Below are 21,850 nucleotides of genomic sequence, written 5' to 3'. Positions count from 1 at the left end.
ATGGTGCCTCACCTGCGGCGCGGCGGCCAGATCAGCGAGCGGCCGCGGGGGACGGCGTCACGCGGCCTCGACCTTCGGCATGATCTCCTCGGTCAGCCGCTTGAGGTCGTCGAGCGTCTTCGACGTCGGCACGTCGCGGAACGGCGGCCACAGCAGCGGCATCGTCAGGCCGGCGTCCTGGTAGCGCTTGAGGATGTCCTCGATCTGCTGGGCGCTGCCGGCGAGCAGGTTCGTGCCCTTGCCCGCCGGGGTCTGGTCCATCGGCTCGTCGGTGATGACGAACCAGATCATGCTGCACATCTCGAAGCCGTCGGGGAAGCCGCGGCCGAGCTCGCCCAGCTCGCGCTCCATCTCGCCCTTCCAGCGCCGGATGTCCTCCGGGCTGTCCTGGATGCCGATCCAGCCCTGCAGGCCGTACTTCGCGATGCGCTTGGCGGAGCGCTTCGGGTCCTTCAGGCCGGAGAAGAAGATCGGCGGCGGCTGCTGGATCGGCTTGTGGCCGAAGCCCGACAGCTCGAAGTCCGCGAACTCGCCGTGGTACTCGAACAGCTCGTTGGACCAGATGCCCTGCAGGATTTCGATCGTCTCGCGCACGTGGCCGTGCCGGCGCGGGAACAGGTGCGGGACGCTGGCGGCGGCGAACTCCTCGGGCATCCAGCCGGAGCCGACGCCGACGTTGAGCCGGCCGCCCGAGAGGTGGTCCTGGGTGGCGAGCTCGGCCGCGAGCACGCCGGGGGAGCGGTACGGGGTGTCGATGATGCTCATCCCGATGCGCACCTTCGTGGTCTTCGCCGCGAGCCACGGGATCAGCGTCATGCCCTGGAACCACTTGCCGCGCGAGATGACCGGCAGGGCGTTGGGCAGGTCGGTCATCATGCCGAACGGGTACTGCAGTTCGGCGCGGTCGGAGCTCTCCGGGACGACGATCCGGTCGAGCGTCCAGACGGAGTCGAAGTCGAGGTCCTCGGCCAGCGCGGTGAGGTCTTCGAGCTCCTTGATCGTCACCTCGTCGCGGAAGTTGGGCAGGTAGAGAGCGAGCTTCATGCGTCCGGCCTCCTCGAGACGTCGTCGTCAAGCGGATCGTGCGCCGGCCGGCTCAACTCGATCACACGTGATTCTCAAATCCCCGACAACAGCGCCGACGAGCGGCGCGGCCTGCCGCTACCTTCCCGGTATGGACGTGCTCTGGAGCCCTTCCGCGGACCGCATCGAGAACTCGGCGCTGCGCGCGTACCTGAACTGGCTGGAGCAGCGCGAAGGACGGCCGTTCCCCGGCCACGACGCGCTCTGGGCCTGGTCGGTCGCGGACCTGGACCGGTTCTGGACCTCCATCGTCGACTACTACGACGTCGCCTTCGCCACGCCGTGGACGCGCGTGCGCACCGCGGACCCGATGCCGCACACCCGCTGGTTCCCGGGCGGGCGGCTGAACTGGGCGCAGCACGCGCTGCGCCGCGGCGCCGGCGACGCCACCGCGCTGGTGTGCGTCCGGGAGGGCGGCCGGCCCGCGCGCGAGATCACCTTCGCCGCGCTGCGCCGGTCGGTGGCGGCCGCGGCCGGCTGGCTGCGCCGGGCGGGGGTCCGCCCCGGCGACCGGGTCGGCGCCTACCTGCCCAACACCGAGCACGCCGTGATCGCCTGCCTCGCGACCGCCGCCGTCGGCGCGGTGTGGGCGTGCTGCTCCCCGGACTTCGGCGCCGACGGCACCCTGGGCCGCCTCGCGCAGCTCGAGCCCACCGTGCTCATCGCGGCGGACGGCTACCACTGGAACGGCAAGGAGATCGACCGCGCCGACATCGTCGCGCGGCTTCGCGAGGAGCTCCCGGCGCTGCGCCACTTCGTCCACGTCCCGTACGCGTTCGACCGGCCGGACCCCGGCGGCTCGACGCCGTGGGCCGAGCTGCTCGCCCAGGACGAACCCCTGGCGTTCGAGCAGGTCGAGTTCTCCCACCCGCTGTGGGTGCTCTTCACGTCCGGGACCACCGGGCTGCCCAAGGGCCTGGTGCACGGCCACGGCGGCATCACACTGGAAGGGCTGAAGTGGTCCGGGCTGTACTGCGGGCTGCGCGCCGGCGAGCGGATGTTCGCCTGCACGTCGACCGGCTGGGCGCTGTGGAACATGCAGCTGGGCGCGCTCACCCAGGGCGCGGCGATCACGCTGTACGAAGGCGCCCCGCACCACCCCACGGGCGCGGTCTGGGAGGTCGCGGCCCGGACCGGGGCGGACGTCGTGCTGCTCGGCGCGGCGGTCGTCACCGCCGGCACCGGGGCTTCGCCGCGGCGGCAGCACGACTTCGGCCGGCTGCGGCACGTCATGGTCAGCGGCTCGGCGCTGCCCGCGGCGGGCTACCACTGGATCGCCGAGCACGTCCGCGCCGACCTGCGGATCGACTCGACCAGCGGCGGCACCGACATCTCCGGCTCGTTCGTCGGCGCGAGCGAGTACGACCCCGTCCGGGTGGGCCGCATCGGCGGCCGGCTGGCCGGCGTCGACTGCGCGGCCTGGGACGACGACGGCGAACCGGTGGTGGACGCGGTCGGGGACCTGGTCATCACCCAGCCGATGCCGTCGATGCCGGTGTCGCTGTGGAACGACCCCGGCGCCGTCCGCTACACCGAGTCCTACTTCGGCACCTGGCCCGGGGTGTGGCGGCACGGCGACTGGGTGACGCTGCACGCCGACGGCAGCGTTTCCATCCACGGCCGGTCGGACTCGACGCTCAACCGCCAGGGCGTCCGGCTGGGCAGCAGCGACTTCTACGACGTGCTGGAAACGCTGGACGAGATCAGCGAAACCCTGGTGATCGGGATCGACCTGCCCGGCGACGAGTACTGGCTCGGGCTGTTCGTGGTCCCGGCGCCCGGCCACGACCTCGACGACGCGCTCAAGGCGAAGATCGTCACCACGCTGCGGACGCGCCTGACCCCGCGGCACGTCCCGGACGAGATCGTCGAAGCGCCCGCCGTCCCGCACACCTTGAGCGGCAAGCGGCTGGAGGTGCCGATCAAGAAGCTGTTGTCCGGCAAGGAACTGGCGAAGGCCGCGAACCTCGCCTCCGTCGACGACCCGGACGCGCTGCGCTGGTACGCGCGGTTCGCGGCGGACCGGGCTCGTTGAGGTGCGCCTGGGCGCGACGCTCGCCCGGCTGGCCCCCGGACCGCCGATCGCGGTCGCGGAGTGGGCGCGACGGCTGGTGGGCGAAGGGTTCGAGAGCCTCTGGACGCCCGAGATCATCGGGCGGGGGCTCGAGGTCCCGGACCCGTTCGTCGCCTTGGCGGTGGCGGCCACGGCCACCGAGCGCGTCGAAGTCGGCACGGCCACCGTGCAGGTCCCGCTGCACCACCCCGCCGACCTCGCGCACCGGATCCGGTCGCTGCTGTCGGTGTGCGGCGACCGCCTGACCCTCGGCGTCAGCCCCGGCTCGACCGACCTCGACTACGCCGCTTTCGGGCGGGACTACGGCGCGCGCTTCCGGACCTTCGACGAGAACCTGCCCGAGGTGCGCGAGTCGCTCCCCGGCGGGCCACCGGTGCTCCTCGGCTCGTGGGGAGCCAAGGTCGAGCGAGCCGCCCGGGAGTTCGACGGCTGGCTGGCGTCCGCCTACCGCCGCACCCCCGAGCAGATCATCGCGGCGCACGAACGCTACCGAGCCGCCGGGGGACGGCGCGCGATCGTGTGCGCCGTCCCGGTGGCGGCCGACCTCGGACCGACCGGCGAGGTGTTGCACCGGTACGCGGAAGCGGGGTTCGACGACGCCGTCGTGCTGATCGCGCCGGACGGCCCGGAACCGGCCGCGGTCCGGGCTTTGCTCCCGTAGGCCGGAGCGTGTCCGCGGACGCTCGACCGGCCGGGTGCGATGCCCCCGGCGAGCTCCTCCCGGCCGGACCCCGGCCGGGAGGAGCTCGGCTCAGCCGGCCGCCGGGAGCGGGGCCAGGGCCGGGATCCGGGCCGGCAGGGTGCGCCAGATCTCCGGGGTGTAGAAGTGCCCGCCCGGGAGTTCGACGTGCCGGTAGCCGTTCCCGGCCAGCGCCCGCCACTGCTCGGCCGCGTCCGGGACGATCACGTCGTCGTCGGCGCCGGTCAGCACCTCCAGCGGGACGCTCGCCGTCGCGCCTTCGGGGGCCGTGAACGTGTCGCGGACCCGGATGTCGGCCCGCATGAGCTCCAGGGCCATCTCGCTGAGCTCCGGGTCGTCGAGCACGTAGCCGGGCAGCAGGCCGTTGGTGCGCATCCACGTCACCAGCTGCTCGTCGGTGTCCTGCTGGGCCGGGAACATGTCCCGCGGGGTGAGCCCGCGGCTCGGCGCGTTCGCCGACGACACGATCAGCGTCTCCGGCAGCGGGCCGCCCCGCAGGCGCAGCCGGTGCGCCACCTCGAACGCCATCCAGCCGCCCATGCTGTGCCCGAACAACAGGTACGGCCGCGGCCGCGCGGCCGCCGCCACCGCGTCGGTCGCGTCTTCGGCGAGCGCGTCCCAGTCCGGGGCGAAGTCGTCGAGGAACCGGCCGTCGCGGCCGGGGTAGCAGATCGTCACCAGCTCGACGTCCGGCGGCAGCACGTCGGCCCACGGCAGGTACGGGCCGGAGCCGCCGCCGCAGAAGCCGAGGCACACCAGCGTCTTCGCCGCCCCCGGGTTGGGTTTGGCGCGCACCACGGTGTTGCGGAGGTTGTCCATCGCCGTGCTCCTTTCAGCTCGTGGCGAGCGCCGAGACGTGCTTGGCGAGGTCGGCCAGCCGGGGGTGCCGGTAGACGTCCTTGGTGGACACCGGGACGCCGAAGTTCTTCTTCAGCCGGGCGACCACGCGCAGGGCGACCAGGGAATGCCCGCCGAGGGCGAAGAAGTCGTCGTCGGCGCCGACGCCGTCGCGGCCCAGGACCTCCGCCCAGACGTCCGCGATCAGCTCCTCGACCGGGCCGCTCGGGGCCGGGCCGCCCGCGGTTTCCGGTTCGGGCAGCGCGGCGGTGTCGAGCTTGCCGTTCGGCGTGCGCGGGAGCGACTCGAGCCGGACGAACGCGGCCGGGACCATGTGTTCCGGCAGTTTCCTTTCCGCCGTCGCGCGCGGGTCCTCGCCGCCGACGTGGTAGGCGATCAGCCGGTCGTCGCGCACCACGACCGCCGCGGCGGCGACGCCGGGTGCCTCGCGCAGCACCGCCTCGATCTCGCCGAGCTCGATCCGGTGGCCGCGCAGCTTCACCTGGCGGTCGAGCCGCCCGGTGAACTCCAGCGTGCCGCCGTCGCTCCAGCGGACTTCGTCCCCGGTCCGGTACCGCCGCGAACCCGGCGGGCCGAAGGGGTCGGGGACGAACCGCTCGGCGGTCAGGCCCGGCCGGCCGAGGTAGCCGGCCGAAAGCCGCGGCCCGGACAGGTAGAGCTCGCCCGACGGCGCGGGCCGCAGGGCGTCGTCGAGGACGTGCGCCCGGATCCCGGCCAGCGGCACGCCGATGTGCGGTCCGCCCGGGCCGGTGATCCACGTCGCCGTCGCGTCCACAGTGGACTCGGTCGGGCCGTAGAGGTTCAGCGCCTCCAGCCGGCTTTCGGCCAGTTCCCGCCACATCGGTTCCGGGATCGGCTCCCCGCCGACGAACAGCCGCAGCGGCCGGTCGAGCAGGTGCTCCCGCAGCGCCGTCCAGTGCGACGGCGTCAGGTCGAGGTCGGTGACCCCGCAGTCGGCCAGCCACGCGACGAGCGCGGCCGGGTCGGTGCGGTGCGCGTCGTCCAGGACCACGACGGTGTCGCCGCGGCAGACGCGGGCCCACTGCTGCACGGAGGCGTCGAAGGACACGCTGGCGTTCCACGCGACGACCCGGGGTTCGCCCGCGTACATGCCCGCCTGCTCCAGCGCGGCGACGAGCGCGGCCACCGCGCCGTGGTGCGCCGGGACGCCCTTGGGACGGCCGGTCGAGCCGGACGTGTAGATCACGTAGGCGGGATCGAGGTCCGATCCGGCGGTGTCGGCTGCCGAAGGCCCGTCGGCATCGGGCGCGACGACGACCGCGCCCGCCGGGAGCCAGCCCGGCGTCGTCGCCGACACCAGGGCCCGGATCGCCGCGTCACCGGCCATGAAAGCCAGCCGGTCGGCCGGGTAGGCCGGGTCGAGGGGGACGTAGGCGGCGCCGGTGCGCCAGACGGCGAGCAGGGCCACCACCAGGTCGGTACCCCGGCCGAGGGCGACCCCGACGCGGTCGCCGCGGCCGACGCCGTGCGCGCGCAGGGCGCCGGCCAGCGCCGCGGTCCGGCGGTCGAGCTCGGCGAAGGTCAGCGCCGACGCGGTGTCCCGCACGGCGATCCGCTCGGGCGCGCGGCGGACCGCGTCTCGGAAGCGGGGGAGCAGGCCGGCCATCAGCGGGCTCCGGCCGGCGCGACGGTCGGCGCGCAGCCGGCCACGTCGACGGGTTCGCCCATCGCGACGACGATCTTGCGGTCCCCGCGGAACGGGTCGCGGCCGTGGGTGTTCAGGATGTTGTCGACGAGCAGCAGGTCGCCCGGCCGCCACTGCTTGCGCACGGTCGCGGCGTCGTAGGCGGCGTCGAGCGCGGCCATCTCCTCGCGGGTCAGCGGGCTGCCGTCGCCGATGGCGGTGTTGAACGGGAGGTCGTCGCGGCCGAACTCGTCGATCAGCGTCTCGCGCAGCTCTTCGTCGAGCGACCACTCGTTCCAGAAGGCCAGGTGGTTGAACCAGACCTCCTCGCCGGTGACCGGGTGGCTGATGATCCCGGGCCGCAGCTGGCTGGTCCGCAGGTGCCCGTCCGCCTGCCAGCGGGCCGAGATCAGGTTCTCGGCGCAGTAGCGTTCGACGTCCTCGCGGGTGGCCGCGGCGAACGCGGTCCGCCAGTCGGTCGAGATGTGCTCGGAGTAGCTGCGGTCGAGCAGCCAGCCGTGCGCGCGGACCTTCGCCACGAGCTCCGCCGGCAGCGCGCGCAGCACCTTCCGGACGTCGGCGACCGGTGTGGCCCCGCCCTCGGCCGGCGCGATCAGGCAGGAGAACATCAGCAGCCCGGGGAAGGTGAGCGTGTAGCTGTTCTCGTTGTGCATCCGGATCCGCTGCGCGGCCGGGAGGTCGGTGGAGGAGAAGACGCCGTTGCCGAAGTCGCTGCGCGGGGTCGCCTTCTCGCGGTACGGCGTGCGGGCCGGCATCAGCGTGTCGCGCACGCGCCCGAAGTCCTCGACGCATCCGATCGGCAGGCCGCGCAGGTGCACCGCACCGTGGCGGTGCAACGCCGCCCGCAGCGACGGCGCCGCCTCGGCGAGCCACGCCACGGCGGCGTCGAGGTCGGTCAGCTCGCGCACTTCGGCGCTCGCCGGCTCGCCGGGCTCGACCACCCAGTCGAGCGGCAGGAACTCTTTGACGCCCAGGGAACCCATCGTTTGTCCTTTCGCCGCACCCGCCGCGGGCGTCCACAGTGGAGCCACCCGGGTTCGCTCGTGCCCCGACGCTAGGCGGCGGCGGGCGCGGGCGGCGGCAGCCGGTGCGGCAGTGCGGCGGCAGTTTCCGCGCCGCCGGGTTCTCGCCGCCGTCCTGCCGCCGCAACTGCCGGTCGGGGCGGGGTGCCCCGCCTAGGTTCGGGGCGTGACTTCGGAACTTCGCCCGGTCGCGGTGGTCAGCAGCACGGCCTCCGACGCGCACACCTGGAACCTCGTCTACCTGCAGCTGCTGCTGGAAGAGCTCGGCTTCGCGGTGACGAACCTCGGCGCGTGCGTGCCGGACGAGCTCGCCGTCGCCGAATGCCGGCGGCTCGACCCGGACCTGGTGGTGCTCAGCACGGTCAACGGCCACGGCGCCACCGACGGCCTCCGCCTGGCCCCGCGCCTGCGTGCCGCGCTCCCGGGCGCGGCGCTGGTGATCGGCGGCAAACTGGGCGTCGACGGCAGCCGCGGCGCCGAGGCGGAGACCCGGCTGCGGGCGGCGGGCTTCGACCGCGTCTTCGGCGACGGCGACCTCACCGCCTTCCGCCGCTACCTGGCCGGGCTGCCGGTGCGGGTGGCGTCGTGAGCGTGCCGTTCGGGACGTTCGTCGCCCGGCAGCACGCGGCGGGCCGGCTGGTCGTCCAGCCGCGGATGGGCTTCCCGGCGCCGGCGGACATGCGGGCCGGCCTGCGCCGCACCCGCGACGCCGCGGCCACCACGGTGGGCACCCTGACCATCGACAGCTACACCCGCGTCGGCGACCTCGTCACGGCGGCCCGTGCCCTGGCCGAAGGCGCGCCGCTCAACGGCTTCCCGCTCGTCACGCACGGCCCGGAGGTGACCCGCGGGGTCCTGGACGGCGTGCTCGGGCCGGACTTCCCGGTCCAGGTGCGGCACGGTTCGGCGCGCCCGCAGGACATCGTCGCCACCCTGGTCGCCGCCGGGCTGGACGCGACCGAGGGCGGGCCGGTGTCCTACTGCCTGCCCTACAGCCGCACCCCGTTGCGGACGGCGGTGCGGCACTGGACCGACGCCTGCGCCCGGCTGACCGCGGCGAGCGGCTCGGCGCACGTGGAAACCTTCGGCGGCTGCATGCTCGGGCAGCTCTGCCCGCCGGGGATGCTGGTCGCGATCAGCGTCCTCGAAGCGATCTTCTTCGCCCGGCAGGGCATCCGCAGCGTCTCGCTGAGCTACGCGCAGCAGACGGACCCGGCGCAGGACGAGGAAGCCGTCCGGGCGTTGCGGCTGCTGGCCGCGCGGTACCTGCCCGGCGTCGAGTGGCACGTCGTGGTCTACGCCTACATGGGTGTCTTCCCGCGGACGCGCGCCGGGGCCGCCCGGCTGCTGACCTCCGCGGCGCGGCTCGCGGTGCGCTCCGGCGCGGCCCGGCTGATCGTCAAGACGGCCGCGGAAGCCCACCGGATCCCGACCGTCGCGGAGAACGTCGAGGCGCTCGAACTCGCCGCGCGCGCCGCCGCCGCGGCCCCGGCCGCGACCGGCGCCGAGGACACCGGCATCCACGCCGAGGCGGCCGCGCTGGTCGAAGCCGTGCTGGACCTGGACGAGGACCCGACCGGTTCGCTGCCGGAGGCGTTCGCCCGCGGCCTGCTCGACATCCCGTACTGCCTGCACCCGGACAACGCCGGCCGGGTGCGCAGCTACCTCGACGGCGACGGCCGCCTGCAGTGGGCGGACACCGGCGGGCTGCCGATCGGCCCGCCGCCGCGCGGTACCCGGCCGCACCGGACCGGCTCGGCCGGGCTGCTGGCCGCGCTTTCGCACGTGGAACGGAAGTTCGACACGCCCCCGCCCGGCCGGGCCGGGGCCGGAGCCGACAGGAGCGCCATGACCGACACCCCCGATGGGCAGCTGCCACCGCCGCTGCCCGTGCACCTCGCCTCACCCGTCACCCGGGCCGCGCTGCGCGTCCAGCACCAGGTGCTGGCCGCCGTGCGGGAATTCCTGGGCGGCGAAGGGTTCACCGAGCTGCTGCCCCCGGTGATCGGCCCGGTCACCGACCCCGGCGTCCGCGGCTCGAAGCAGCTCGACGTCGACTACTACGGCCACCGCTACAAGCTGATGACCAGCGGGATCCTGTACAAGCAGGCGTCGCTGCTCGGCTTCGGCAAGATCTTCTACATCGCGCCGAACGTCCGCGCGGAACCGGTGGAAACCTGCTCGACGCGGCGGCACCTCGCCGAGTTCCACCAGATCGACGTCGAGGTCGCGGGCGCGAGCCGGGCACAGGCCCAGGACGTCGCCGAACGGCTGCTGACGCACGTCGTGAAGCACGTCCTCGCGACGGTCCCCGGCGAGCTGACCGGGCTCGGCCGGGACCTCGCGGACCTCGCCGGCGTCCTGTCCGGGGCGTTCGGCCGCACCACGCACGCCGCCGCCGTCGCCCGGCTGCACGAGCTCGGCCACCCGCAGAGCCCGGACGCGGAGATCGACTGGGCAGGCGAGGAACTGCTGTCCCGGACCGCCGAGCGGCCGTTCTTCGTCGACGACTACCCCAAGGGCTCCCGCGGCTTCTACGACCGCGAAGCGACCAGCGAGCCCGGGGTCCTGCGCAACTTCGACCTCCTCGCGCCCGGCGGGTTCGGTGAGCTGGCCAGCGGCAGTGAACGCGAGTCCGACTACGCGCGGATCGTCACGCGGATGCGCGAAACCGGGGAGAACCCGGCCAAGTACGGCTGGTACCTCGACATGGTCCGCGACGGCATCCCGGCCAGCGCGGGCTTCGGGCTGGGGCTGGAACGGCTGGTCCGGTTCCTCACCGGCCTCGACGCGGTGTGGCGGGTCAACGCCTACCCGAAGGTCCCCGGGCTGGTGGCGCCGTGAAGGCCGCCGGCTTCCCCGAGGCGGCGGTCCGGGACCGGGCCGCGCGGGGCGCCGCCGCGGTGTTCCCCGACGAATCCGCCTACGGCAGCGAGGTGTTCGGCGCGGTCGCGCCGGACGGCGACGAACTGGACCGCGCGCGGCTGGTGCCGCCGGTGTTCGTGCCGCTGCGGCTGGAGAAGCTGATCGAGCTGGGCCGCGAACCGCTGTTCTCCGACGTCGACCTGGCGACCGCGATCGGCGGGTTCGCCTCGCCGCTGCCGGTGTTCCTCTCGGCGTTCGGGTCGACGCAGCTCGGCGGCGGTGAGCTCGCGATGGCGGCGTCACGCCAAGCCGGGCGGCTCGGGATCCCGATGGTGCTCGGCGAGAACGTCGTACCGGTCAACGGGTACGCGAACGCCCTGCTCACCCGCGTCCGGGCGTACGCCGGGGAGGTGCCGGACGGGCTCGGCGGTGTCGTGGTGCAGCAGAGCACCGAAGACGCCGACGCCGAAGTCTGGAACCTCGTCTACAGCGACCCGGCCGCGTCGGCGCTGCTCGACGGCGGCCGGCTCGGGTTCGAGCTGAAGGTGGGGCAGGGCGCCAAGCCCGGACTCGGCGGGATGACCCTGCTCGACGCGGCCGCGGCGGCCCGGGTCGACGGGCAGTACGCGCTCACCGCGCTCGGCCGCGGGGAGCGGAAGCTGCGGTCGGGCAGTCCCGGCACGTTCACCGCCGAGATCCTTCGGCAGCAGATCCGCCTGATGCGCAACAACTTCCCGCGGGCCCGGGTCTGGGTGAAGCTGCCGCCGGGCCGGGACGTCGCCGAAGCCGCCCGGGTCGCGTGGGCGGCCGGGGCGGACGCGGTCACCGTCGACGGCGCCGAGGGCGGCACGGGCTGGGCGCCCACGGCCTTCCTCGGCCACGTCGGCCTCCCGCTCGCCGAGTGCCTGCGCCGGATCGGCCGCCCGGACGGCTGCCTGCTGGCGGGCGGGCGCATGTGGGAGGGCACCCGGGTGGTGAAGGCGCTGGCCCACGGCGTCCGCGCGGCAGCGCTCGGCCGGGCGGCGCTGGTCGCCGTCGACGAAGACCGTGCCGGAGGACTGGTGCGGCTGGTCGAGGCGCTGGCGCTGGAGACGCGGCTGCTGATCAGCGCGCTGGGCAAGTACCGGCCGGACGCCGTCGCCGCCGACGACGTCTGGCCTGCCGCTCCTGCCGCCGCGGAACTGCCGCTCGACCTGCCGGTCGGAGCCGTTCCCACCGCTTAGTTTTTCCCCAGTGGCGCGGTCCCCGCGCCCGAGCAGGTTCCGTGTCCGTCCTTTGTGGTCAGTTCGGGGTGAGCCCAGCATGTCGGTGCAGGACGAAAAACCGGCCGTGACGATCGATTCCACCCGCCCGGCCTTGCGGTGCGGGGCCCGGACGCTCACCTACGGCGAGCTCGAGGAGCTGGTCGCGACCACGGCCGAGAGGCTGACGGCGGCGGGCGCCCGGCCGGGTGACGTGGTCGCGGTACGCAGTGAAGACCGGTTCGACCAGGTCACCGGCCTGCTCGCGGTCTGGCGGGCGGGCGGGGTGCACCTGCCCCTGGACCCGGCGGCGCCGGCCGAACGCACCGAGCGCCTGCTGACGGGGGCCGGCGCGCGGTTCGTCCTGGACGGCGGGGCGGTGCGGCCCGGCGGCGGTGAGCCCGCGGCACCGGCCGACGGCGAACCGCTCGCCTACCTCATCCACACCTCGGGCACCACGGGCGAGCCGAAGGCCGTCGCCGTCGGGCACCGCGCCTTGGCCGCGCACGTCGAAGCCGTCTCCGCTCGCTTCGACCTCCGCTCCGACGACGTCGTCCTCCACTTCGCGCGGTCCACTGTGGACGTCGCCGTCGAGCAGATCACCACCGCGCTGACCGCCGGCGCCTGCCTGGTTGTCCCCGAAGCCAAGCTCCGGTCCGCCGAAGAGTTCTGGCAGCTGCTCGAAGCCGAGCACGTCACCGTCGCCAACGTCGCCGCCGGGTACTTCCACGACCTCGTCGCGTCGGTGGCCGCCGGCCGGGCCGTGCCGCCCACGCTGCGGACCATGATCTCCGGCAGCGACCGGCTCTCCCCGGCCGCGGCCGCCACCTGGCTCGAGCGGACCGGCGTCCGGCTGTTCAACGCCTACGGCCCGACCGAAACGGTGATCACCTCGACCGTGCACGAGGTCCGGCCCGGGCGGCCGGTCACCGTCGGCACCCCGGTCGGCGACCGGGTCGCGCACCTGCTCGACGACCACCTGCGGCCGGTCGACGAGGGCGAGCTGTACCTCGGCGGGTCCCTCCTCGCCGCCGGGTACCTCGGCGACGGCGGCCGCACCGCCGCCCGGTTCGTCGCGGACCCGTTCTCGGCCGAGCCCGGAGCCCGGATGTACCGCACCGGCGACCGTGCCCGCCGCACTCGCGGCGGCGAGCTGGAGTTCCTCGGCCGCGCCGACGACCAGGTGAAGATCCGCGGCTTCCGCGTCGAGCCCGGCGAGGTCGAGAACGCGCTGGCCGCGCACCCCGCGGTCACCGCGTGCGCGGTCGTGCCGCACGAGGCCGCGAACGGCACCCGGCTGGCGGCGTACGTCGTCGCCGCCGAACCGCTCGAGTACCCGGAAGTCCGCGACTTCCTGGCGAAGTCCCTGCCGGAGCACCTGATCCCGGCGAGCCTGACTTCGCTGGCGCAGCTGCCGCTGACCGCCGCGGGCAAGGTCGACCGCGCCGCCCTGCCGGAGCCGGCCCACGCCGGAACCGGCTACCGCGCCCCGCGCACCCCGGCCGAGCAGCTGCTCGCCGCGATCTGGGCGGACGTCCTGGGGGTCGAGCGCGTCGGCCTCGACGACAACTTCTTCCACCTCGGCGGGGACTCGCTCACCGCCGTCCGGGTGGCCGGCCGCGTGCTCGAAGTGTTCGGACCCGTGTCGCCGTACCAGATCTTCGACGCGCCGACCCTGGAGCGCTTCGCCGCCGCGACGCAGGACAACGCCGGCGCCGAGCGCCCCGGCCCGGTCCGCGCCCCGGCGTCCGACGCGCCGCTTTCCCGGTTCCAGCGCGGGCTGTGGCTGCTGGACGCCTGGCAGCCGGGCACGCCGACCTACAACGTGCCGTGGGTGTTCGACCTCGACGGCCCGCTCGACGCCGGTCTCCTGGGCGCCGCGCTGCAGCGGGTCGTCGATCGCCACGAGGCGCTGCGCACGACGTTCGAGGTCACCGGAACCCTGCCGCGCCAGGTGATCCACCCGCACCTCGACGTCCCGTTCAAGGTCACCGAGGCGGCTGACCCGGCCGGCCTGATCGCGGCCGACGCCCGCACGCCGTTCGACCTCACGACCGGGCCGCTGCTGCGCGCCCGGCTGGTCCGGACGTCGGCGGCGACCGCGACCCTCGTCCTCGTCTTCCACCACATCGTCTGGGACGAAGGCTCCCTCGCCGTGCTCGACCGGGAGCTGCGCGAGTGCTACACCGCGCTCGTCGAAGGCCGCGAGCCGCGGCTGCCCGGCCTCGCCGTCCAGTACGCCGATTACGCGAACTGGTTGCAGGACACCGGGATCGCCGAGCGGCAGCTCGGCTTCTGGGCCGAGCACCTGCGCGGCTTGCCGGACCGCCCGGCCGTCGTTCCCGACCACCCGCGGCCCGCCGAACCCGCGCACCTGTGCGGCTACCACCGCTTCGCGCTCGACGCCGGTCTCGCCGCCGCGGTCCGCGAATTCGCGCAGGAAGCCGACGCGACTCCGTTCATGGTGCTGCTGGCCGGGCTGGTGCTCGCGGTGCACCGGACCGGCGGCGCCGCCGACCTCGTCGTCGGCACTCCGGTCAGCGTCCGCGAACGGCCGGAGCTCGACGCCCTCATCGGCTACTTCATCACGCTCCTCCCGCTGCGGTTCCGCGTCGAGGCCGGGGCGACCCGGCGGGACGTGCTCGACCACGTCCGCGGCGTCGCCCTCGACGGCTACCGCCACCAGGACGTACCGCTGGAGGAGATCACCGGCCGGGTGCTGGGGGAGCGCTCCGGCGACCGGAACCCGTTGTTCCAGCTGGTCTTCGAGATGCACACCGCCGACCCGGACCCGCTGCCCTACGGCGAAGCCCGGCTCTCGCGGCGGCTGCACGTCAACGAGCTGTCCCGGTTCGACCTGTCGTGGTCGGTCGAGGACGACGGCACCGGCTTCGGCGGCCGGATCGAGTACGACACCGACCTGTTCGAGGCCGCGACGCTGACCGCGCTGGGCGAAGCCTGGCTGACGGCGGTGACCGAGCTGGTCACCGAGCCGGACGAGTTCGTGCGGCCCGAAGCGACCGAGACCGCCGTCCTCCCCGTGCACGAGCTGTTCGAGCGGCAGGCCGCGCTGAGCCCGGACGCCGTCGCCCTCGTCTCCGGCGACGACGAGCTGAGCTACGCGGAGCTGAACGCGCGGGCCAACCGCGTCGCCCGCCGCCTGCGCGCCCACGGCGTGACCGAAGGCGCGGTCGCCGCCGTGCTGATCGAGCGGGACACCGACCTGGTCGTGGCCCTGCTCGGCGTCCTCAAGGCGGGCGCGGGCTACACGCTGCTGGACCCGGAGCTGCCCGAAGCCCGGCGGGCGGACGCGATCGCGGCGTCCGGGGCGAGGCTGGTCGTGGACCGCGCGTTCGTCGCGGCCGCCGACGGCCCCGGGGACGACCTCGGCGTCGCCGTCGAGGTCGACGCGGTGGCGTGCGTGATGTTCACGTCCGGCTCCACCGGCCGGCCGAAGGGCGTGGCGGCGTCGCACCGCGCCCTCGCCGGGACCTACCTGGACCAGGACTACGCGCTCTTCGCGCCCGGTGAGGTGTGGTTGCAGTGCTCGCCGGTGTCCTGGGACGCCTTCGGCCTGGAGGTCTACGGCCCGCTGCTCTTCGGCGGCACCTGCGTGCTGCACCCCGGCCAGCGCCCGGACCCGGAGACGATGACCGCGCTCGTCGCCCGGCACGGCGTCACGCAGCTGCAGCTGTCGGCCACCCTGTTCAACTTCCTCGTCGACGAGTTCCCGGCGATCTTCGCCGGCCTGCGCGTGGTGTTCACCGGCGGCGAGCGCGCCTCGGTCGCCCACGTGGCCCGGCTGCGCGAGCGCTACCCGCACGTGCGGATCGTCAACGGCTACGGCCCGGTCGAGAGCATGGGCTTCACCACCTGCCACGTCGTCGGCGCCGCGGACGTGACCGCGGCCGCCATCCCCATCGGCGTGCCGGTCGCGCACAAGGACGTCCGGGTGCTCGACGACCACTTCCGGCCGTCGGCCGAAGGCGAGCTCTACGCGACCGGGGCCGGGCTGGCCCTCGGCTACGTCGGGCAGCCGGGCCTGACCGCCGACCGGTTCCTGCCCGACCCGCTCGGCCCGCCGGGCTCGCGGATGTACCGCACGGGCGACGTCGGCGGCCGCACCCCGGACGGCCTGCTCACCATCACCGGCCGCGCCGACGACCAGGTGAAGATCCGCGGCTTCCGGGTCGAGCCCGGCGAAGTCGCCGCCGCGCTGGCGCGGCACGCCGGGGTCAGGGACTGCGCCGTGGTCGCGCACGGCGACGGGCTCGCGGCCTACGTCGTCGCCCGCGCCGCCGCCCCCGGTTACCAGGACGTCTGCGACCACCTCGCCACGCTGCTGCCGGACTACATGATCCCGGCGAGCGTCACCGCCCTCGACGCGCTTCCGCTGACCGCCAACGGGAAGCTCGACCGGTCCGGGCTGCCCGACCCGGACGGCGTCGTGGCCGCGGTGCCGGCGGACCCCGCCGCCACCGAGGCCGAACGGCTGGTGTCGGCCGTGTGGGCCGAGGTGCTCGGGATCGACGCGGTGGGCGTCGACGACAGCTTCTTCCGGCTCGGCGGCAACTCGCTGGCCGCGGTCCGCGTGGCACTGCGCCTGTCCACCGAGACCGGCACCCGGGTCGCGCCGCGGCTGGTGTTCGCCTCCCGGACCGTCCGTGCGCTGGCCCGGCGGCTGGAGGTGCGGGCATGACCGGCCGCACCGCCCCGGTTTCCGGGCTCCAGTGCGGGTTGTGGTTCCTCGACCGCTGGAACCCCGGCTCCGCCGCCTACACCGTGCCGTGGGTGTTCACCTTCGACGGGCCGGTCGACCCGGACGTGCTCGAAGGCGCCATCGACGGGATCGTCCGGCGGCACGAAGTCCTGCGCACGACGTTCTCGGCGGGCCCGGACGGTCCACTGCAGACGGTCCACGACCACGTCCGGATCCCGCTGCACCGCGGCGCTCCCGACCTCACCACCGGGTTCGACCTCGAAACCGGCCCGGTGCTGCGGGCGGCCCTGGTGGATCCGGTGACACTGGTCCTCGTCGTGCACCACATCGTCTGGGACGGCTGGTCGTCCGGGGTGTTCGAGCGGGAGCTGGCGGAGCTCTACACCGCGGCCGTCGAAGGCCGGGCGCCCGTGCTGCCCGAGCTGACCACCCAGTACGCCGACTACGCGACCGGAGCCGAGCCCTGCGACGAACCGCTGGCGTACTGGCGGGAGCAGCTGGCCGGTGCGCCCACGCGCCTCGAGGTGCCGGCCGACCGGGAGGCGCCCGCACGGCAGGACTTCGACGGCGACACCCGCGAGTTCGCGCTCCCGGCCGGCCTGGCCGCGCGGATCGGTGCGCTGGCCGCCGAACTGGACGCGACGCCGTTCGTCGTGCAGCTGGCCGCGTTCGCCGCGCTGCTGAACCGCTGCACCGGCGCGGCCGACCTGGTCGTCGGCACCCCGGTGACCACGCGGGACCGGCCGGAGCTGGCCGACCTGATCGGCTACTTCGTCAACATCCTGCCGCTGCGGCTGCGCGTCGACCGCGCGGCGAGCTTCCGCGACCTCGTGGCGCACGTGCGCGACACCGCGTTCGACGCCTACGCCTGCCTGGACGTGCCGTTCGACGTCGTGGTCGACGCGCTGGGCCTCGAGCGCTCGGCCCGGCACGCGCCGCTGGTGCAGGTCGTGTTCGGGGCGCACGCGGAGGAGGCCGAGCCGCTGCGGTTCGGGCCGCTCACCGCGACCCGGCGGGTGCACCACAACGGCACCAGCAAGTTCGACCTCACCTGGTCGACCTTCGACGACGGCGAGCTGCGCGGGGAGGTCGAGTACCGCACCAGCCTGTTCGACGCCGCGACGATCGACCGGCTGACCGGGCAGTGGCGCACCCTGCTGGCCGCCGTGCTGTCCGAACCGGACGGTCTACTGTGGAGAGTCGAGCTGGAGCCGGCGTGGCCCGCTTCCGTCACCACCGCCGAGCCCCGGTGCCTGCACGAGTCCTTCGAAGACGCCGTGGACCGGTTCCCCGGCCGGCCCGCCGTGACCTTCGACGGCGAGAGCGTGACCTACGCCGAGCTGGACCGGCGGGCCAACCGGCTCGCACACGCCCTGATCGCGGCCGGGGTCCGCCCCGGCGACCGGGTCGGCCTGCTGCTGGACCGGAGCGAGGCGATCGTCACCGCGATCCTGGCCGTCCTGAAGGCCGGCGCCGCCTACGTGCCGGTGGACCCGGCCGCCCCGGACGACCGTGCGGCGTTCGTCTTCGGCGACACCGGGGTGCGGCTGGTCGTCACCGACCAGGACACCGCGGGGCCGGTGTTCGACGTCGGGCAGGACGTCTCGGCCTACCCCGCGGACCGGCCGCGCGTACCGGTCCGCCCCGGTGACCTGGCCTACCTGATCTTCACCTCCGGCTCGACGGGCCGGCCCAAGGGCGTCGCCGTGGCCCACGAGCACGCCGGGCGGCTGATGGAATCCGGGCGCGCGCACTTCGCGTTCCGCGAGACCGACGTGTGGACGCTGTTCCACAGCTACGCCTTCGACTGGACGGTCTGGGAGCTGTGGGGGCCGCTGCACCACGGCGGCCGCCTGGTCGTCGTGCCCTACCTGACCAGCCGGTCGCCGGAGGCCTTCGCCGCGCTGCTCGCGGCGGAGGGTGTCACGCAGCTGTGCCAGACGCCGTCGGCGCTGCGCCAGCTCGAAGCCGCCCTCCGCACCGGGCCCGCGTTGCCCGCCCTGCGGCAGGTCATGCTCGGCGGTGAGGCGCTGGACCCGGCGGTCGTGCGCCGGTGGTTCGCGCTCGGGCTGTCCGCGCCGCTGTGCAACCTGTACGGCATCACCGAGACCACCGTGCACGTCACCACGCACGACGTCACCGGACCGGCGGGGTTCGAGCGGAGCCTGATCGGCGCGCCGCTGCCGCACCTGAGCGCCCACGTGCTCGACGAGTGGCTGCGGCCGTGCCCGGTGGGCGTGCCGGGCGAGCTGTACATCGGCGGCGGCGCGCTCGCCCACGGCTACTGGGGGCGAGCGGGGCTCACCGCGCGGCGGTTCCTGCCGGACCCGTTCTCGGCTTCCCCGGGAGCGAGGCTCTACCGCACCGGCGACGTCGCCCGGCGGCTCGCCGGCGGTGGCCTGGAGTACGTCGGCCGGTGCGACAGCCAGGTCAAGGTCCGCGGCTTCCGCATCGAGCTCGGCGAGATCGAGCACGCGCTGGGGACGCACCCCGCGGTCGGCGCGTGCGCGGTCACCGTGCACGACGACCGGCTGGCGGCCTACGTCGTCGGAACCCTGGAGTACGCCGACGCGCGGTCGTTCCTGGCCACGTCGTTGCCGGAGCACATGATCCCGGCGACGGTGACCGTCCTCGACCGGCTGCCCGTGACGGTGAACGGCAAGCTGGACCGGGCGGCCCTGCCGGCACCCGCCGCGCCCCGCCCGACGCGGCAGCACGCCGAGCCGCGCACCCCGGGGGAGCGGCTGCTCACCGAGCTGTACGCCGACGTCCTCGGTGTCACCGGGGCGGGCGCGCACGACAACTTCTTCCACCTCGGCGGCGACTCCATCCGCGCGGTGCACCTGGCGGGCAAGCTGCGGGACCGCGGCTGGACGCTCACGCTGCCGGACCTGTTCGCGGCGCCCACCCCGGCGGCCCTGGCGCCGCTGCTGAAGCCGGGTGCCGTCGACGTCCCGGCCGCGCGGCCGTTCGCCGGACTGTCCGAAGAGGACCTGGCGAAGCTGCCCGCGGACGTCGTCGACGCCTACCCGATGGCCGCGATGCAGCTCGGGATGATCTACCACATGGAGCTGTCCGGCGACGCCGGTGGCTACCACAACGTCAACAGCTACCGGGTCGCCGGGCGCCTCGACGAGGACGCCCTGCACGCGGCGGTCGCCGGCGTCATCTCCCGGCACCCCGTGCTGCGGACGACGTTCGACGTGATCGGCCACCGCGAGCCCATGCAGCTCGTGCACGCCTCGGCACCGGCGCCGGTGTCCACTGCGGACCTGCGCGGTCTTCCCTTCGCCGAGCAGCGTTCGGCCGTCGCTTCGGTCTTCGACGCCTGCTGTGCGATGCGCTTCGACTTGCGTTCCGCGCCGCTGTTCCGCGTCGTCGCGCAACGGCTCGCCGACGACGCCTTCCAGCTGACCATCGCGGAGCACCACTCGATCCTGGACGGCTGGAGCTTCACCTCGTTGCTCACCGAGATCCTGGAGCGGCACGCGTCGCCGGACACCCCGCTCGCGCCGCCGCCCGCGTCGACGTTCCGCGACTTCGTGGCCGCCGAGCGAGCCGCGTCGGCTTCGCCGGAGAGCGAGCGGTTCTGGCGTTCCCGGCTTCGCGACGCGGACGGCGCGCTCTGGTCGTCCGGTGCCGGCTCCGAGGCGGCGACGGCGGAGATCCCGCGCACGCTGGAGCGGGTCCTGCCGGAGGCCCCGGCCCAGCTCGAGGCGATCGCGGCCGCGGCAGGCGTCCCGGTGAAGGCGGCCGCGCTGGCCGCGCACGTCCGGGCGCTGTCCCGGATCACCGGCCGCGACCGGGTCACCACGGGGCTCTCGGTGAACGGCCGGCTGGAGGAACGCAGCGGCACGGAGGCGTACGGGCTGTTCCTCAACACGGTCCCGCTGGTGGTGACCGCGTCGGAGCCGGATCTCGTGCGCGCGGTGCACGAGGCCGAGGTCGAGCTGCTGCCGCACCGCCGGGTCCCGTTCGCCCGGCTGGCCCGGATGATGGCCGGCCCGCGGCTCGAAGCGTGTTTCGCGTTCCTGCGGTTCCACGCACTGGGCCGGCTCGCGGGCTCGGCGACGAGCATCGTCGACGACCGGATCGGCTGCGAGCCGGACATGCGCTACGAGCCGACCAACTTCGCCCTCGGCGTCGCCCTGGTGCAGGACCCGGCGTCGGGCCGGATCCTGCTGGCCGTGGACCACCTCCGGTCGCTGGTCCCGGACGACGTCGCCGAGGCCTACGTGACCGCTTATGCCGAAGAACTCGCCGCGCTGGTCGCGGGACACCGTCAGCTGATCTGAGGAAAGGAATCCACTGTGGACGCGTTCAAGGACTTCACGGTCGTCGTCAACGACGAGGAGCAGTATTCGATCTGGCCGGCCGAGCTGCCGGTACCGGCGGGCTGGCAGCCGGCGGGCAAGAGCGGCAGCCGCGAGGAGTGCGTGGCGTGGGTCGACGAGACGTGGACCGACATCCGCCCGAAGAGCCTGCGCGTCGCGCTCGGGGTCTGAGGTGCTGGCGACGATAGCGGCGGTCTGGGCCGAGGAGCTGGGCGTCGACCGGGTCGGCCCGGAAGACGGGTTTTTCGAGCTGGGCGGGCATTCGCTGACCGCGTTGCGGGTGGTGTACCGCGTGCGGGACGAATTTTCGGTCGATCTGTCGCTGCGCGATCTGATGGCGTCGGCGACGTTGGCCGAGTTCGTCGAGACGGTCGCGGCGGCCCGGGAGGCGCCGTCCCGCCCGGCGGTCGCGCTGATCGGCCGCCGGGGGACCCGGTGACCGTGGCGGCCGGCCCGCGACCGGCGATCGCGGGGGACTGGTGCTACCGCCCGTACCCGCTGGCCGCCGGGACCCCGCAGGCGGTGTGCTTCCCGCACGCGGGCGGCGACGTCACGGCGTTCGCCGGCTTGGCGGCGGCACTGGCCCCGGCCCTGGAGGTCCGGGCGATCCGCCTCCCCGCGCGCGGCGGCCGCTTCACCGACGTGATGCCGGGGAGCTTCGCCGCGCTGGTGACGTCGGTCGTCGAAGGGCTCCTCCCGCACTTGCGGCCGGGATCGCTGTTCTACGGCCAGAGCTTCGGCGGGCTGCTGGCGTACGAGGTCGCCCGCGCCCTGCCCGCCGGGCACCGGCCGAGGATCGTGGTCCCGGCGTGCGCACCCCCGCCCGCCGCGTGGCCGGGCTCGATCCCGCCGACCGGGCAACGTGCGTCGGAACTGCTGGAGCGGTGCGGCCTGGCCGGGGCGCTGCCGGACGACCCCGCGATCCGCGAACTGGCGGTGGCGACGATCCGGACGGACCTGGCGGTCTGCCGCAGCTACCGCCCCCACGGGGAGCCGGCGACGTTCGCGATCCACGCGGTGACCGGCGAGCGGGACGAAGCTCTCCCGCCGTCGGTGACGGCGGGGTGGGCGGCCGCGACGACGGGCCCCTTCACGACGTCGACCGAGCCGGGCGGCCACCTGCTGGCCACTCCGCTGACGACCGGCCCGGCGACGCTGCTGCGCGCCTTGCACGCGGGTGGGCCGGCCCGGGCCTGACGTGCACCACCGCAAGCCGCCCACCCGCCCGGCTCGCGGTGTCCTGAATGAGTCATTCAGGTCACCGGGGGTCCTGAATGACTCATTCAA

At 74.4% G+C, this 21,850-nt stretch carries 14 protein-coding genes and 1 pseudogene; 11 read left to right on the top strand and 4 right to left on the bottom strand.

Going from position 1 to position 21,850, the window contains the following annotated elements; genetic code table 11:
* Window positions 1-57: 57 nt before the first annotated feature.
* Window positions 58-1,044 (bottom strand): LLM class flavin-dependent oxidoreductase, encoded by a 987-nt coding sequence (locus AB5J73_RS39690; protein ID WP_370964045.1) that lies wholly within the window; start codon window positions 1,042-1,044, stop codon window positions 58-60.
* A 130-nt stretch (window positions 1,045-1,174) separates the two neighbouring features.
* Here AB5J73_RS39690 and AB5J73_RS39685 point away from each other — a divergent pair, with 130 nt between their 5' ends.
* Both AB5J73_RS39685 and AB5J73_RS39680 read left to right on the top strand, forming a co-directional pair.
* Window positions 1,175-3,118 carry an acetoacetate--CoA ligase gene (locus tag AB5J73_RS39685; protein ID WP_370964043.1) on the top strand — a complete coding sequence of 648 codons (1,944 nt, stop codon included), beginning with the start codon at window positions 1,175-1,177 and terminating at the stop codon, window positions 3,116-3,118.
* Between the two features lies 1 nt (window position 3,119).
* Window positions 3,120-3,818, top strand: coding sequence for an LLM class flavin-dependent oxidoreductase (locus AB5J73_RS39680; RefSeq protein WP_370964041.1), 699 nt, complete (start codon window positions 3,120-3,122; stop codon window positions 3,816-3,818).
* Between the two features lie 90 nt (window positions 3,819-3,908).
* Here AB5J73_RS39680 and AB5J73_RS39675 read toward each other — a convergent pair whose 3' ends face one another.
* From AB5J73_RS39675 to AB5J73_RS39665, 3 genes are read right to left on the bottom strand one after another with little or no spacing between them, the layout of a single operon-like run.
* On the bottom strand, window positions 3,909-4,676 hold the full coding sequence (locus AB5J73_RS39675) for a thioesterase II family protein (protein WP_370964039.1): 768 nt from the start codon (window positions 4,674-4,676) through the stop codon (window positions 3,909-3,911).
* A gap of 13 nt (window positions 4,677-4,689) precedes the next feature.
* Window positions 4,690-6,342, bottom strand: a complete 1,653-nt coding sequence (locus tag AB5J73_RS39670; protein WP_370964037.1) for an amino acid adenylation domain-containing protein — start codon at window positions 6,340-6,342, stop codon at window positions 4,690-4,692.
* Window positions 6,342-7,364, bottom strand: coding sequence for a TauD/TfdA family dioxygenase (locus tag AB5J73_RS39665; protein WP_370964035.1), 1,023 nt, complete (start codon window positions 7,362-7,364; stop codon window positions 6,342-6,344). The genes AB5J73_RS39670 and AB5J73_RS39665 overlap by 1 nt, the downstream gene beginning before the upstream one ends.
* A gap of 205 nt (window positions 7,365-7,569) precedes the next feature.
* Between AB5J73_RS39665 and AB5J73_RS39660 the strand changes: the two genes are divergently transcribed.
* The 9 genes and pseudogenes from AB5J73_RS39660 to AB5J73_RS39620 all read left to right on the top strand — a co-directional run bounded on the left by AB5J73_RS39660 (window position 7,570) and on the right by AB5J73_RS39620 (window position 21,760).
* On the top strand, window positions 7,570-7,992 hold the full coding sequence (locus AB5J73_RS39660; protein ID WP_370964033.1) for a cobalamin B12-binding domain-containing protein: 423 nt from the start codon (window positions 7,570-7,572) through the stop codon (window positions 7,990-7,992).
* Window positions 7,989-9,107: pseudogene (locus tag AB5J73_RS39655) on the top strand (methylaspartate mutase); the annotation flags it as partial. The gene AB5J73_RS39660 and the pseudogene AB5J73_RS39655, both read left to right, overlap by 4 nt.
* A 144-nt stretch (window positions 9,108-9,251) precedes the next feature.
* Entirely contained in the window at window positions 9,252-10,247 is a 996-nt protein-coding gene (locus AB5J73_RS39650) for an asparagine synthetase A (protein WP_370973465.1), read from the top strand.
* Window positions 10,244-11,491 (top strand): glutamate synthase-related protein, encoded by a 1,248-nt coding sequence (locus tag AB5J73_RS39645; RefSeq protein ID WP_370964031.1) that lies wholly within the window; start codon window positions 10,244-10,246, stop codon window positions 11,489-11,491. Before AB5J73_RS39650 ends, AB5J73_RS39645 begins: the two co-directional genes overlap by 4 nt.
* Before the next feature lie 106 nt (window positions 11,492-11,597).
* Complete coding sequence (locus AB5J73_RS39640; RefSeq protein ID WP_370964029.1) at window positions 11,598-16,208, top strand: amino acid adenylation domain-containing protein; 4,611 nt, start codon at window positions 11,598-11,600, stop codon at window positions 16,206-16,208.
* Window positions 16,205-20,524, top strand: coding sequence for an amino acid adenylation domain-containing protein (locus AB5J73_RS39635; protein ID WP_370964027.1), 4,320 nt, complete (start codon window positions 16,205-16,207; stop codon window positions 20,522-20,524). The genes AB5J73_RS39640 and AB5J73_RS39635 overlap by 4 nt, the downstream gene beginning before the upstream one ends.
* 15 nt (window positions 20,525-20,539) lie before the next feature.
* A complete protein-coding gene (locus AB5J73_RS39630) occupies window positions 20,540-20,734 on the top strand; it encodes an MbtH family protein (RefSeq protein ID WP_370964025.1) in 195 nt (64 codons plus the stop codon).
* A 1-nt stretch (window position 20,735) separates the two neighbouring features.
* The gene (locus AB5J73_RS39625) at window positions 20,736-21,002 is read left to right on the top strand and encodes a phosphopantetheine-binding protein (RefSeq protein ID WP_370964023.1); all 267 of its coding nucleotides are present in this window, start codon (window positions 20,736-20,738) and stop codon (window positions 21,000-21,002) included.
* Window positions 20,999-21,760: a thioesterase II family protein gene (locus AB5J73_RS39620; RefSeq protein ID WP_370964021.1), complete on the top strand. Its 762-nt coding sequence runs from the start codon at window positions 20,999-21,001 to the stop codon at window positions 21,758-21,760. The genes AB5J73_RS39625 and AB5J73_RS39620 overlap by 4 nt, the downstream gene beginning before the upstream one ends.
* Window positions 21,761-21,850 lie beyond the last annotated feature (90 nt).

This window comes from Amycolatopsis sp. cg9 (assembly GCF_041346945.1).
GTDB lineage: Bacteria > Actinomycetota > Actinomycetes > Mycobacteriales > Pseudonocardiaceae > Amycolatopsis.
The sequence above is the reverse complement of the archived record's forward strand: the minus strand, read 5'-3'. Positions and strand labels throughout refer to the sequence as shown.

What these genes read in the sequence shown, in the direction of transcription:
- AB5J73_RS39690 (WP_370964045.1), bottom strand. Translation starts at nt 1,044, where the DNA reads ATGAAGCTCGCTCTCTACCTGCCCAACTTCCGCGACGAGGTGACGATC.
- AB5J73_RS39685 (WP_370964043.1), top strand. Translation starts at nt 1,175, where the DNA reads ATGGACGTGCTCTGGAGCCCTTCCGCGGACCGCATCGAGAACTCGGCG.
- AB5J73_RS39675 (WP_370964039.1), bottom strand. Translation starts at nt 4,676, where the DNA reads ATGGACAACCTCCGCAACACCGTGGTGCGCGCCAAACCCAACCCGGGG.
- AB5J73_RS39670 (WP_370964037.1), bottom strand. Translation starts at nt 6,342, where the DNA reads ATGGCCGGCCTGCTCCCCCGCTTCCGAGACGCGGTCCGCCGCGCGCCC.
- AB5J73_RS39665 (WP_370964035.1), bottom strand. Translation starts at nt 7,364, where the DNA reads ATGGGTTCCCTGGGCGTCAAAGAGTTCCTGCCGCTCGACTGGGTGGTC.
- AB5J73_RS39650 (WP_370973465.1), top strand. Translation starts at nt 9,252, where the DNA reads ATGACCGACACCCCCGATGGGCAGCTGCCACCGCCGCTGCCCGTGCAC.
- AB5J73_RS39635 (WP_370964027.1), top strand. Translation starts at nt 16,205, where the DNA reads ATGACCGGCCGCACCGCCCCGGTTTCCGGGCTCCAGTGCGGGTTGTGG.